The following is a 14,327-nucleotide window of genomic DNA, read 5'->3' as shown; positions in this document are numbered from 1 at the left end:
TTCCCTCTGTCAACCCCGGTAATGACTCTACCAACTATTTTTCTAGCCTCATTTGTCTTTCTTTCCTGGCGCGATCTGTTCATTTAGCATATTAACTACTGAAGAGCCTTAGTTATTTTTCTCATTGTCCGATACCTAGAAAGTAGACGACCTATATTTATCAATTCACTGTTTGGTTATTTTGTCAATGCGTAAGTCCTAATTTCTTAGTCCGCGTCGGCGGACTTCGTTCGTGTAAAAGCGATTTCAATCGCCGAATGACTGATTAAACAAATCAAAAATCTGCTGGCAAAAGTCTTTGAGTTTTTGCGCCGACTCCACCGCAGGTTCGGTTATGCCGAGAAAATTCCAATTTTCCACAGTAGAAAAGTGCCACTGCTGACCAGTATGATCGTAACCGGCGGCCTCAACGCCGATCGCCCGCCGATATCCTTCCACCGGATCTTGGTAAAATCGGATTTGAATCAAAATGCTGCGGCTTTGCAACAAGCGACTTCTACCGGGAAAATGGAAGCCAATGTCTATCGAATCTGGATCTACAAGTTCTCTGGTATCCTCGTCATTCATCCAAGGTTTCAAATCGACTTTTGCATCCGGGAATTCGGACTTGAATAAATTAACAACCGCAGCAATTTTGCTGGCAACTTCTATATTTTTGGCTTGTTCGGCAGCGTTCACTCGAAAAACTCCTATCAAATACAGTTATTACGTGATTTAGCTAACAATGTAACTGCATACTGCCTGCTTTAAACAGTGAACTGTGGACTATTTGATAGATATTTAGGAGTTGACAAATTTCCCACTGTGTGTTAATGACCCGTCATAACATTTGAGAGTTGAGATTGGAGATTAAACAATTGGCAATGACTGATTCCGTAAAAGTGGTGAATAAATTTTATCAAAGCGGCAGGGCGATCGCAAATTCCGAACCTTCTCCCAGCACCGATTCGCAAGTTAGTTTACCGCCGTGGGTTTCTTCTACAATTTGCCGGCTGATAGACAACCCCAAACCCGTACCTTTTCCTACTCCTTTGGTAGTAAATAAATGGTCAAATATTTTCGACTTGACCTCCGATGACATCCCTTGACCGTTATCTTTGATTTTAATCACCACGCTGTTGTTATCCTCCCCGAGATGAGTGATAATGGCGATCGTATTCGGTAAAGCTTCAATTTCAGCGTAAGTGCGACCCTGATTGAATTCGTCAAAACACTCGATCGCATTTGCCAGCAAATTCATAAATACCTGATTCAGTTGCCCAAAATAACATTTAACTGGCGGGATATCTCCGTATTCTTTGATAATCTTAATCGCCGGGCGAGTATCTTTAGCTTTCAGGCGATACTGTAAAATCATCAAAGTGCTGTCGATGCCGTCATGAATATTTGCTGACACTTTATTCGCACTATCAGCGCGGGAAAAAGTCCGCAAAGACGTGCTAATATTGCGGATGCGCTCTGTACCTGATTTCATGGATAAAAGCATTTTTGGCAAATCTTCAATCAAATATTCTAAATCGATCTCCGATGCTTTATCCTGTAATTCATCTCCAGGATTAGGAAATTTTTCTTGGTAAAGTTGTAAGCAATCAATCAAATCTAAGCTCGCCTCAGCAGCAGCATCAAGATTGCCCGCAATAAAACCGAGCGGATTGTTAATTTCGTGAGCAACCCCTGCAATCAAGTTGCCGAGAGCCGACATTTTTTCGCTTTGAATTAGTTGCAGTTGCGCCTGTTGCAGTTCATTGAAAGATTTTTCTAACTGTTGAGATTTTTCTTTCTCGCGCGCGTACAAACCAGCATTTTCTACAGCAATAGCAACTTGAGAAATTAACACTTTGAATACTTCTACTCTCTCTGCTGTAAAAGCTCCTACTGTCAAAGCATTTTCTAAATAAATTATTCCGCGCCGCTGAGATTGATAAATAATCGGCAAACAGAGAATTGATTTTGGTTGATATTTCTGAATGTAGGTATCTACCTTAAAAGGTTCGACGACAGTCGCATTGTCTAAAACCAGATGCTTTTGACTGCGGTGTACGTAATTAATCACAGACAGGGGAACATCTTGACGAGTTTCTACGGGAATAGAGGGTAAAAGTGTCACTTTATCCTCCGCAAAACTGCCAGTAGCTTCTATGCAGAGGATATCGTTTTTCAGGAGCAGCAGCACTACTTTTTGAGCTGCCGCATTTTCTAAAATAATTTTGATTAATTTGGTCAACAATTTTTCGAGAACAATTTCACCGTTAATGGCTTGCGCCGACTTAATAAAAGTAGCTAAGTCTAAGAAATCGCCTAAACTACTACTGGTAGTATTTCCAGTGGTTGTGCGAGTGACATCGAGGGTTGGGGTTTGGATTGTGCGCGTCTGTGCTGCTAAGAAAGGATGTGTTGCTTCTAAGTGTTTAACTTTGGCTATGGCTCCCCAATGGATATATCCATAATAGGCTTTAGTCAGATATGCTTGAGAAACTATCTCTTTACCCAAAGCTTGATAAAATTCTCCGGCTAATTCATAGGCTAATGCTTCCTCTTGAATGTAACCGTTTTTTGCCGCTCCATCAATTGCGCGATCGTACAATTCCATTGCTTGGGTATTTTGCCCCAAGACTCGCGCTTTTTCCGCTGCAACCAAGTCGTATTTGTGTTGATAATTCATCGGAGCATGAACTGCCCATTTTTTCATCTTCTTTTGGTTTTGCAGCACTTTTTCTAAATATTGCTTTTGTTCCCCTCTCTCAGCTTGGGCATACAAAGCAAGGAGACTGAGAGAAAAGTAAAAATTATTCAGAGCAACCATATAAAATCCGGCTACCGACTCCTCATATTTCTCAAATAACATTGAATTTTCTAAGGCTTGCGCGTAGTTTCTGAAGATAAAATTAAGCTGAGTTTTGGCATGATAAACCGCACTAACTACAAAAAAGCTTTGAGATTCTATTAAAACCGGGAGTGTTTTTAATTCATTAAAGTTATCGCCGACTAAATCGCAGGGTTCGACAGATTTACCCCGCAAATTGAGGGCTGTCTGGCTGCATATACTTATATACTGTACAGCCATTTCTAGTTGATATTTCTGCATTAGTTTCATATATTTACCAGCCTCCTGATCCACCAAATCTAGAGGCTCTCCTATCGACATTTTTTTGAAGCAATATTCAGTTATAGAATAACCAGCATATTCTAACTCTCCAGTTTCCATCCCAGTTTTAAAACCTTCTTTGAGAGCGCCTAATCCGGAATTGACAGAGGCTTTCCAGTGGTTAATAAAGCAACCAAAGGGTGAATAAACTCTACTTTTAATTGAACGGGAGGGAAATTTGTCTAACATCTTAATTGCCAGTTGACCGAATTGGTATGCCAAACTAATGTCCCCTACCTTGTACATAACTACGCCATAAAAAACGTAAGCAATACTTGCATAAGGCGAATTACCATATTTAATGCACAGCTTGACCATCCTAAATGCCAGCAGCGGTACCAGTTGGGGCTTGACCGGAACAGCACTGCTGAGAATCCCTGATAAAATCCGCATGGCTGCTTGTTTGTCGGGATCGGTCATTTCTGGCAAGTTAGCTAAATCCTCAATTCGTTTCAATCCCAAGCTCAGTTTTGTATTAATCAGTCCCACAGCAATATTTAGCGCCTTGGGATTTTCAGGAAAAGAAATGCCTAATAGTTTCAGGACTTCCAGTCCTGTATTGAGGGCTTCTACAAGTCTATTTTGAGCGTTATAAGACTGAATTTGAAGTTGATAAACATTCACTTTTTCCAGTAAACTTTTAGCTTTTTTCACTACAATATCAACCAATTTTTTTGAATATTCATAGTTGACATTTAAGTACTCAGCTTCGGCTGTTGACTCGTAAATTGCTAACGTTAAGTCATAGTGGCTTTGCCAAGAATCCGCAGGCAATAATTCCATAGCAACCCGCAAATACCTAACAGCAGCTTCATACGCAGCCGCCGCTTTTGCCTTGCGTCCAGCAGTTAAATTTAATTGTGCCAACTGAGTTTTTTCCGACTGTTGGGTAATCGTGTCAATTCCGACATTCAATTGATTGACGATATCAAAGATGTTTTCTTCTAGCTTGTCGGGGGGAGTATTCTGTAATAGTAATTGACCGATTTTTAAATGGGTGGATTGCTTTTGGTCTTCTGGAATTAGCGAATATGCGGCTTGCTGAACGCGATCGTGCAAAAATTTGTAAATAACCCGCGAAGTATCTAACTTGAGATTGATTGATTCGGCTCGATCGAAAACTAAAGGAATGCGATAAGCATCGCTCAAGGGCAGAATTAACCCGGCTTGCAAAGCTGAATAAAGTTCATTTGCTGTCGTATTAGCTGACTCTTCGCTAACAAGTGACAGTACATCTAGAGCAAATTTATCTCCCACGCAAGCTGCTAGCTTCAACACTTCTTGCGTGGGTGCAGGCAGCTTTTCAATGCGAGAAGCTACCAGTTCCACCACACTTTTATCGGTGATTCCAATGGCTTGAATTTCATCAATACTCCAATACCAGCCACTTTGACTTCCCTCATTTGTAATGTGATTAAATTCAAATTTTAAAAGAGAGTCTTGATAAAGTGCTTGGAGTAATTGGGTCAAGAAAAAAGGATTGCCCCCCGTTTTATTCCAGATTAAATCAGCTAGATTTGTTACTTTTTCTGTGCAAGTGTGAAGTGTTTCAGTGACTAATTCAGTCACATTTGCTAAATCCAGCGGTTGCAAGACGATATTGTTGACTATGGTACCAGTTTTTTCAATTTCTTCTACAGTCTGAATTAAGGGGTGGGTCGGACTAACTTCATTGTCTCGATAGGCACCGATTAGCAACAAATATTCCTGGTCAGGGTCAGTTATCAGTATTTGCATCAACTTTAATGTTGCTGAATCTGCCCACTGCAAATCGTCTAAAAAGATAACTAGGGGGTGTTCTTTTTGGGCGAAAACGCGAATAAATTCTTTGAATACCCGATTGAATCGATTTTGGGATTCTACAGGGGCGAGTTCTGGGACTTCTGGCTGTTTGCCGATGATTAATTCAACTTTGGGAATTACGTCGGCAATTACTTGGCCGTCTGTTCCCAATGCTGTTAAAATTTTAGTGCGCCATATTTCTAATGAAAGTGCACTTTCTGTTAGTAATTGCCGCAGCAAGGAGTTAAATGCTTGGATTAATGAGGCATAAGGAATGTTGCGTTTGAATTGGTCAAATTTGCCGCTGATAAAGTAACCTTTTGACCTGGTAATTGGTTTGCTAACTTCGTTGACAACGGCTGATTTACCGATGCCTGAGTAGCCTGAGACTAGCATTAATTCGCTGCTTCCGGATGGGGGCGGGTTTGGTTCTAAGGTTGCTGGTTTTTCTAACAAATTGTTGGCTAAACCCCCTCTTACACGTTCAAATGCTGCTAGCAATTCATTAACCTGATTTTCCCGACCGTACAATTTTTGGGGGATTAACAATTGGCTGAGAATATCTAAGCGTCCGGGGATGAAGTCGGCAATTTGTCCGGTGGTTTGTAACTGATGCAAAGAAGTTTCTAAGTCTGCTAACAATCCGGCCGCACTTTGATATCTATCTTCGGCATTTTTTGCCATCAATTTCATCACTATCTCAGAGAGGGCGACAGGTATTTCTGAATTGATTTGATGGGGATATATTGGTTGAACTGCGATGTGGCTGTAAACTATTTCTAATGGGTCGTTGCTGCGGAAAGGTAATTTTCCAGTCAGCATTTCATATAATGTGATGCCAAGGGAATAAAAGTCTGTGCGGTAGTCGAGGGTGCGGTTCATTCTCCCGGTTTGTTCGGGTGACATATAGGCTAAGGTGCCTTCGACTGAGTTGGGATTGTTAAATTGCGGATTTTCTTTGTTGAGTTTTGTAGCAATGCCGAAGTCGGTGAGTTTTACTTGTTTTGTTTGCGAGTTAATTATGATGTTGCTGGGTTTAATGTCTTTGTGAATAAGGTGCTGAAAATGCAGGTATTGTAAGGCTTTGACTATTTGGATGGTGATGTTTAAATTTGCTTGCAGGCTCAAGGTTTTTCTTTCCAACAGTTTGGCGAGGGATTCGCCGCCCAAGTCTTCTAAAACGATTCCTAATCGGTGGTCAAATGTTTCGATACTGATAGCTTTGACGATGTGTTCGCTGTCTAAATTTTGGCTGATTTGATATTCGTGTTTGAGCCTGGTAATGGCTTCAAGGGAGGGATATTCGGCTTTGAGAACTTTCAAAATTACTGGGGGCGCATCTGTCGGTATTTGTCCGCGATAGATTATTGTTTCTACCCCTTCGTGCAGAGTAGAAGTTATTTGGTATTTTGATAAAGTTAACATTACTTAAGTTATAAATTACAGGAGCCGAGCATCATTAGATTAACACTACTTAATCTTAATTTTGTGTGATTCAGATCATGTATTTTGCGATTTCCAAATCACACGGAATATACACTAACTAAAAATGTGGGCTTGGTCGTTGGTGTCAACAAACATCTTAAATGTAATCTCGGTCTGGTGTTTGAGTCCCGAATGCTTTCGCTGCACCGTTTTTATGGGAGATGGGAGCGATCGCACTGGGCCTATAACAGCAGAAGATGGGAGCGATCGCACTGGGCCTAAAACAGGCAATTGAACGGGTTCTCAATCGCTGACTACCGTAACTTCACAGATAGTAGCAATAGATTCCGGTTCAGGTAAAATACGCACGCGGGCGAATTTTAAACCGCTGACTCCTTGCAGTGATTCTACCATGCCGGTCTGAACTTTTGGCTCTACCCAACCTTCGCGAGACAAGTAGCGCAAGTATTGTTGGTACTCTTCCCATTCGTCTTCGGTTGAATAAACTACCGTTAACATTCCTGGCTGGGTAATTCGCTCTTGTGCGTCTTTGTCAACGGCTTTTTCGATCCGCTTTTTGACGAGTTCGTAGCGGATGTCGCGAGTGCCTTTGACATCAAACATTTTTTCGGTGTTTTCGTTGTGAAAAATGTCGATAGTGGTATTCTGCACTAAGACTAAATGTGCGAGTTCCATGTTAATTTGAGACTCGGCTTGCAGGCGAAAAACTGTGCGGCCGCAATCGCAAATAGCTCGCAGTTGTTCGTACCGCAAACTGTGTAGGTGAAACTGGCTGAATGTGGGGTCGATCGATTTTCCTACATAAATCATGTGATCGATGCCGTCGGTGCATTCGATGTCGCAGTAGTGGGGCAAAATTTGCTGCATTTTTTCTTGCCAGCGGGCCCAGGTTTCTTGGAGTTTGGTGCTGATTAGGTTCAGCATTTGGTCGTAGCGGTTGCGATCGCTGTAAACGCAGTTATGTTCGTTGTCACAGGCTGCTTGGTAAGCTTCAACGGCTGCCTGAACCTTGGGTCCGCACTGCACAAAATAGTCAAAATATACTTCTAAATGCTCGTTTAAATACTCGGCTGCTCGCACCTCCATATCGACTGTTACTTTTTGTTTTAAATGCTGGATGTAGTCGAGCAAGTCGAGCCGCAGTTGCTCGCCGAGGTGGGTAGTTTGTGTTTGGCAAACAGCATCAGCTATGACTAAACCTAAGCGAAATTGTTCGAGCAAATCAGTTTGAATGGCTCGGTTTCTTTCATCGCTAGAACCGCGAATGTCCGAAATTCCGTACAGCGGATGAACGTCAGCAAATACGATTGTTTCTGGAGGTAGTCCCCAACTTCGCCTTTCTGCTTCTTGGGCGAACCGCCACTCGACTGCGGGGTGGATGTTGTGAATGTGGGTAAACCGCTCCTGGATGGCTTGCCGCAGGGCTGCAATGAAGGCGGGAATGAGTTCTTGGGCGTGTTGAGCGTCAATGCCGTTGAAGTGGTTTGGCCGATCGCACAACAGCCCCACGACTCCCAAAATCCGCACCCCGCACCCCTCACGGGTGACGGATTTGACTACCAGGGGTACTAGCAGCATCGATCGAGTTCCCATTCTCCGCAAAGTTCGATCGCACTCAGTTTCGCACTCCCTACGCAAGTCTGGCACGTTCCAAACTTGATTTGCTGCTGTGGCCTTCAAAAAGTGAGAAGCTTCTAGGGAGTGCATTGAATAAAGAATCGGCTGCAAATTTTGGCCGTCTTTTGCAACTAATAGCTGTACCTGATCGCCGTCTGGTCGCAGCAACAAAGTGCCGTCAGCATTGAAGAGCGATCGCAAACACCGATCAATTTTCTCAAATTTGTCTGGCCGCAGCATCGAATCTTGATCGATCAATAACTGAGTCAGCCGCCGAATTTGCTCCTGCACCGTGACATCAAAACCTTCTAGCAGCAACAAACCTTCTACGCGGTAATTATCCAACTGCAATCGATCGGCTAAATTTTCCAGTTGATTCGGCTGCATCAGCCAAGCTTCCCGTTCTGCAACAGGCATTAATCTTAAAGAAACATCCCCAAATTCATCTATTTTTGAGTCAATTCGAGTAATTTTTAACTGTTCCGAACCCAGCCAAAATTCAATGAATCTCGCTTCTCGGTGTTTGGGGTTTTTTACACTCGCCGTGACAGGTTGGTCTAGCACCCGCAAACCGTCAATGTCAATTTGATAATATTGCTTAAATACCCAGTGCAAAAGGTGGCGACGGTACAATTGTTCTGCTGTTCTGCCGCCCCAATCCTCCAACAGTTCCAGCAGAGTGATGTCGGTTTCTGCAAACCCACCGTTGGTAAATTGAGTTGCCAAGGGCGTTTCCTCCCAACCGGCCAAGCGACAAAATGCCGCGTTAGCGTAACGCAGGGCAAAAGTTCCCGGTTGCATTACTGCGATTAAAACGTGGCGATCGCCGAGAAATTGAAACAATCGCTGTAAATCTTGTTTCCACGTTTTCAACGGTTCGATTTCAGAAGATTGACTGGGTACTTTGCCCGCCAAAGCTTCCAGTAGCTGTTCTATACTTGGTTCGCTGGGCAGATTGTTACTGTCTTGCTTTGTTGGAACGATATCTGTCGCTGCCGATTTTACAGAGTTGTTGTTTTGATGGGAAGACGATTTAGGAGTAGACATGAGTAAAACACCTGAAAGCAGTGGATTTTGCCAAAAAATGTCAGCGATCGGCGATTATGGCTTTGTAAAGAGCTTAAATCCTGTGTGTAAAGTTTGTGTGTGGGTATCGGAAACTGGGTTTTTTCTCGGACGATGGGCCCAGGGACTTTTACTTTTATTCACAAACAACCTCTCAGTCTCGACGTTATAGGTGATATTAACGTGTTTACCGCCTGGGGGGTAACACCCATTATAAGCGGTAGGCAGTAGCGGATAGTGTCACCAACTAATGCTATTTGACTCTGATGCGAGATCTATAGCAGGTTTGGGTTGAATGAAGCACAGCGCTGGTAATTGGGAATTGGGAATTGGGAATTGATAACTTATACGTTCGCGTAGGCGAAGTATTGGTAATTGTAGTTGACTATAGACCAGCAGGTTGCTTGTCATTAATTGAGGAAATAAAAGTTGCGACTAAAATCCAAACTTCCTTGCTATTTGGCAAGGGAATAATTAAAATGTATAATACAGCTAACAGGATTTTTAAAAGGACATAGTTATGGCTTTAACGGTTAACAATCTTATCAGCGATGTGGCGGGATTTCCTGTATTTGCTGGCGGCGGGCCACGTCTTTTGGCATTCGCTACACCCGATGAGATTAACGTAGGGAATGGAAATTTGTCGTCTTTTCCCTGGGGAGTTTGGGGACTTGATGGCAACGATACTATAGGAGGTTCATCGGATTCCAACGAACGTCTGTTAGGAAATAATGGCAATGATATTATCGCTGGTGGCGGCGGAAATGACATAATTTACGGCGGGAAAGAGGACGATCGCCTGGATGGAAATGATGGCAACGACGTAGTTAGGGGCGACGCCGGAAATGACCTTATCTTTGGAGGGTTCGGGAACGATATCCTGCGGGGAGGGCAAGGAGACGACGATTTAGACGGCAATGAGGGCAACGATTTCTTAGCAGGCGATCGGGGAGTTGACGTGCTCACCGGAGGCCTCGGTGCTGACATATTCGTGCTCAGAAGCAACGATGAAGCATTTGGTATAGATGGAGCAGATGTCGTTACCGATTTTAATTTTGACGAGGGCGATCGCATCGGTTTGACGGACGGTTTAACAGAACTAGACCTTTTCTTTGAAGACGACAATTTGATTGCTTACGATAATGATGGAATTATCAACGACATGGTGATTGAAAACATAATTACCGGACAGATTGTGGGGATAGTTTTAGACACGGACAACTTTGAACTTGTCGGTGCATTTGAACAGGCAAGTCCGTTTGCTTTGGCAGTTAACGGTTCTCAATTCCAGTTTTTGGCTTAGGTTATTTGTAGGAAATTAGACGGGCTATAGAGCGAGTTCCGGGTAGGGGACACGGCAATTTTGCGTCGGACACGGCACTGCCGTGTCCCTACAGATAGCGGAAAATCTATCTCTAAGCAACTGTACTTTGCAGAAGTATTAAAACAGTAATAGTGGTTTTTGCACAAGCACCAGTTTTGACTATATCTTCGCCATAAATTGCAAAATTAGCTGAATCTGTCACCGATTTAAATTGATCAAAAAATAAGCGGTGGCGGGTCGCGATTTATTATTACCAAACAAGGCCCGACTTACACGGTTTTGACAGCTAATCACGTTGTTGCCGCTCCGGATACCTATACGATTCGCACTTCTACAGGAAAAGACTATCAAGTAACCCGTAGTGTACTTTTGCAGACAGGCCAGAATGCTCCTGATTTAGCAGTCGTAACATTTAAGAGCACTAAATATTATCCAGTTGTAACTTTAGGCGATTCTGAACAAGCGACAGTTGGTACACCAATTTTTGTGTTTGGCTATCCAGGTTTTCCGGCTAGCATAACAAACCAAACTGAACGCAATTTTGAATTTTCATCAGGCTTTGATATGAATCGGGCGCTGAGCCTGTGCCACTTGTGCGTCAACAGTCGCTAGAGTAAAAGACAACATCCCATGGAGCAACAAACCTCTGCACCAATGGACTCGCTTCATAAAAATATCCTGCTAATACCTTAATAAACTAATATAAAGGATGAGCTGTGTAGGAAAAATCCTAACTTTAGACAGATGACAAATAGGACTTACGCACAGCCTTGGACGCACTGCAACCAAAGAAAGCGGGTTTTTTATGGAATATGCAGGCTGTAACGAAGTATTTTGGTAAAAAAAACCACTTTCTGGGTTCTCATGCGTTAGTCCTAATTGTACGAAATCTCAGGTATTATGAATGCCCTAAACTCCAGCTTGTTCCTAATCTAGGGATATTGCCGAAGTTTTAACACTGGCAGATGAGCTAGGTATACTGGAGGTCGATCGAATACCGATCGAGTTCCAAACGATATCATCAATGATAATGAAGAATAATAAAAATTATAAAAATAGCGAGGAATTAGGTAAATCACAGCCTAAATATCTCATACTAATCGGTTATTTGTTAGCATTAGTTGCTACTTTAATATGGGCTGGTAACTTCATTGTTGCCAGAGCTTTTAATCAAGATATTCTACCTGTAGGACTAGCCTTTTTGCGATGGACGATAGCTGTTGTAACTCTGACACCATTCGCCATTAAAACGACAGTCGCCGACTGGAAATTGGTACAAAAACATCTGCTATACTTGGCTGTATCGGGTTTTTTAGGCGTGACTGCTTTTAACACATTAATCTATATTGCAGGTCACACAACACAGGCCACAAACTTGTCATTAATCGCTGCTTCTTCCCCTATTTTTATCGTACTAATGTCTAGAATTTTTTATGGAGAAATTATTTTTTTGACGCGGTTCGCGGGAATTGCGATCACCGTCAGCGGTGTTATACTTTTGCTCGCAGGAGGTTCTTTAGAAAAATTACTCAATATTTCTTTCGCCATTGGCGATATTTATATGCTATTGGCGGCCATAATCTTCGCTGGCTACACCATGTTAGTCAAACGCAAGCCATCGACCATGCACATCACAACCTTTAGCTTATGTACTTTTAGTTTAGGGCTATTATTTTTAGTACCCTTATATGCCCTTGAATGTTGGATTTATCATCCTGTTGTCTTTAATCCAGCCATCGTGAGGGCATTGCTCTACGTTGGAGTGCTTTCTTCAGTAGTGGCTTATCTCGCATGGAATCAGGCGATCGCCCTAATTGGCCCTTCCCGCACAGCTTTAATTTACTACATGATTCCAGTCTTTAGCGGTCTTGGTGCGTGGCTTATCCTCAATGAACCGATCGCCTTAGTTCATCTCTTTAGTACGTTGTTAATCATCGCAGGCATTATTATCACTAATAGACAGTAACTATATAACAAAAGATCCCAACTCATAGCGCGTTAATCCGCGAGCATCAGCGGTTAAAAAATAAAAACATCCAACTTTTCCCAAAACTTGCATCCAAACAGCCCCATTTAGCCCTAAAATAAAAAAGACTGACTAGCCAACAATGCCCTATGTTTGAAGCCCTTGCCGATCGACTCGAATCCACCTGGAAAAAACTGCGCGGACAGAATAAAATCTCCGAGTCTAACATCCAAGACGCCCTCAAAGAAGTCCGTCGCGCCCTCCTGGAAGCCGATGTCAACCTCCAAGTCGTCAAAAACTTCATCGGAGAGGTAGCAGCCAAAGCACAAGGAGCAGAAGTAGTTTCAGGCGTCCGTCCCGACCAACAATTCATCAAAATCGTTCACGACGAACTCGTGCGCGTCATGGGGGAAACCAACGTACCCCTCGCCACCGCCGAATCCGGGCCCACAGTGATCCTGATGGCCGGTTTGCAAGGAACCGGGAAAACCACAGCTACCGCCAAACTAGCACTGCACCTCCGCAAACAAAATCGTACCGCACTGCTAGTCGCAACCGACATTTATCGACCAGCCGCGATCGACCAATTGCTGACCCTCGGCAAACAAATCGACGTACCCGTATTTGAATTAGGCAAAGACATTGACCCCGTAGAAATTGCCCGCCAAGGCATCGAACACGGCAAACAAATTGGCATTGATACCATCATCGTCGATACCGCAGGCCGCCTGCAAATCGACCAAGACATGATGGCAGAATTGGGCCGCATCAAACAAACAGTACAACCCCACGAAACACTGTTAGTTGTTGATGCCATGACCGGCCAAGAAGCAGCCAATTTAACCCGCACTTTTCATGAACAAATCGGCATTACCGGCGCAATCTTAACCAAATTAGACGGCGACAGCCGCGGCGGTGCAGCCTTGTCAGTGCGGCAAATATCCGGCGCGCCGATTAAATTTGTCGGAGTTGGCGAAAAAGTGGAAGCATTGCAACCATTTTATCCCGATCGCATGGCATCGAGAATACTAGGCATGGGCGATGTCTTGACCCTCGTAGAAAAAGCGCAAGAAGAATTCGACATCGCCGATGCCGAAAAAATGCAAGAGAAAATGCTCACGGCAAAGTTTGACTTTACCGACTTTCTCAAACAAACCAGACTGTTAAAAAATATGGGTTCCCTCGGCGGCATCATGAAAATGATTCCGGGGATGAACAAACTCTCAGACGAACAAATGCGGCAGGGAGAAGTGCAGCTAAAACGCACCGAAGCCATGATCAATTCGATGACAGTTGAAGAACGCCGCAATCCCGAACTTTTAGCAAGTTCTCCATCCCGCCGCCGCCGCATCGGCAAAGGCGCAGGCTACGCTGAAAACGACGTAACTAAGCTGGTGAGCGATTTCCAGAAAATGCGTACAATGATGCAGCAAATGAGTCAAGGCAACTTTACAGGAATGGGAGGATTGCCGGGAATGCCCGGAATGCCCGGAATGGGTGGCCCCGGAATGCAGCCCGGTTCCCGTGGCTATATGGGTGCCCAGCAGAAGAAGAAAAAGAAAAAAGATAAGCCAAAAAAAGGTTTCGGACAGTTGTAAAAAGTGGTGGCTGGTTTCACTAAATAATTGGCTACCACCGATAATCTCGTAAACCAGCCCCCGTCCCAATATTCCTTTATTACTATTGGTCGAAAATGTAATAACTATTAAACTTTAACTCTTTTCTTGTTGCCACTTTATACGTGAAAAAGCCTGTAATTAGGGCTTGCTGAAAAAAGGGAAAAAAGTGAGGGGGATTGGATGGGCGAGCAGTAGGTGGGTGGTAAGCGTGCAGGAAAAACCGGTAAAATAGTTCAAAACCCGTGCATTATCGTTGGCTCCCGTCTACCGAAAAGTTGAACCCACCCCAAGCTCAGCCCAAGACTTTAAGCTGCTCTTGGAAGGAAAGTTGGCAGCGACTAATCGTTGGGTGCAGCTAGCCGA

8 protein-coding genes are annotated in these 14,327 nt (G+C 43.5%); 5 read left to right on the top strand and 3 right to left on the bottom strand.

Translation table 11 applies throughout. The features are described 5' to 3' along the window. Positions 1–246: 246 nt before the first annotated feature. Positions 247–678, bottom strand: coding sequence for a hypothetical protein (locus QUA25_RS01965; RefSeq protein ID WP_333035142.1), 432 nt, complete (start codon positions 676–678; stop codon positions 247–249). Positions 679–898: 220 nt separating this feature from the next. Further along, positions 899–6,352 (bottom strand): AAA family ATPase, encoded by a 5,454-nt coding sequence (locus QUA25_RS01960; protein WP_333035140.1) that lies wholly within the window; start codon positions 6,350–6,352, stop codon positions 899–901. Positions 6,353–6,476: 124 nt separating this feature from the next. Here QUA25_RS01960 and QUA25_RS01955 point away from each other — a divergent pair, with 124 nt between their 5' ends. Continuing rightward, positions 6,477–6,647 carry a hypothetical protein gene (locus QUA25_RS01955; RefSeq protein WP_333035139.1) on the top strand — a complete coding sequence of 57 codons (171 nt, stop codon included), beginning with the start codon at positions 6,477–6,479 and terminating at the stop codon, positions 6,645–6,647. Positions 6,648–6,655: 8 nt separating this feature from the next. Here the strand turns inward: QUA25_RS01955 and QUA25_RS01950 are convergent, their stop codons facing one another. Continuing rightward, the gene (locus QUA25_RS01950; protein WP_333035138.1) at positions 6,656–9,037 is read right to left on the bottom strand and encodes a GAF domain-containing protein; all 2,382 of its coding nucleotides are present in this window, start codon (positions 9,035–9,037) and stop codon (positions 6,656–6,658) included. A gap of 538 nt (positions 9,038–9,575) precedes the next feature. Here QUA25_RS01950 and QUA25_RS01945 point away from each other — a divergent pair. From QUA25_RS01945 to ffh, 4 genes are all read left to right on the top strand, one after another. After that, positions 9,576–10,358: a calcium-binding protein gene (locus tag QUA25_RS01945; RefSeq protein ID WP_333035136.1), complete on the top strand. Its 783-nt coding sequence runs from the start codon at positions 9,576–9,578 to the stop codon at positions 10,356–10,358. A 231-nt stretch (positions 10,359–10,589) separates the two neighbouring features. Continuing rightward, positions 10,590–10,991 (top strand): trypsin-like peptidase domain-containing protein, encoded by a 402-nt coding sequence (locus QUA25_RS01940; protein WP_445242184.1) that lies wholly within the window; start codon positions 10,590–10,592, stop codon positions 10,989–10,991. 418 nt (positions 10,992–11,409) lie between these two features. Then, positions 11,410–12,345 carry a DMT family transporter gene (locus QUA25_RS01935; RefSeq protein WP_333035133.1) on the top strand — a complete coding sequence of 312 codons (936 nt, stop codon included), beginning with the start codon at positions 11,410–11,412 and terminating at the stop codon, positions 12,343–12,345. A gap of 149 nt (positions 12,346–12,494) precedes the next feature. Further along, on the top strand, positions 12,495–13,943 hold the full coding sequence (ffh, locus tag QUA25_RS01930; protein ID WP_333035131.1) for a signal recognition particle protein: 1,449 nt from the start codon (positions 12,495–12,497) through the stop codon (positions 13,941–13,943). Positions 13,944–14,327: the final 384 nt, after the last annotated feature.

The organism is Microcoleus sp. Pol17C6, from assembly GCF_036701145.1.
Lineage (GTDB): Bacteria > Cyanobacteriota > Cyanobacteriia > Cyanobacteriales > Microcoleaceae > Microcoleus.
This window is presented reverse-complemented; position numbering and strand designations above follow the sequence as displayed.

Excerpts from the sequence above, each read along its gene's own strand:
- QUA25_RS01960 (WP_333035140.1), bottom strand. The coding sequence starts at position 6,352 with ATGTTAACTTTATCAAAATACCAAATAACTTCTACTCTGCACGAAGGG.
- QUA25_RS01955 (WP_333035139.1), top strand. The coding sequence starts at position 6,477 with ATGTGGGCTTGGTCGTTGGTGTCAACAAACATCTTAAATGTAATCTCG.
- QUA25_RS01950 (WP_333035138.1), bottom strand. The coding sequence starts at position 9,037 with ATGTCTACTCCTAAATCGTCTTCCCATCAAAACAACAACTCTGTAAAA.
- QUA25_RS01945 (WP_333035136.1), top strand. The coding sequence starts at position 9,576 with ATGGCTTTAACGGTTAACAATCTTATCAGCGATGTGGCGGGATTTCCT.
- QUA25_RS01935 (WP_333035133.1), top strand. The coding sequence starts at position 11,410 with ATGAAGAATAATAAAAATTATAAAAATAGCGAGGAATTAGGTAAATCA.
- ffh (WP_333035131.1), top strand. The coding sequence starts at position 12,495 with ATGTTTGAAGCCCTTGCCGATCGACTCGAATCCACCTGGAAAAAACTG.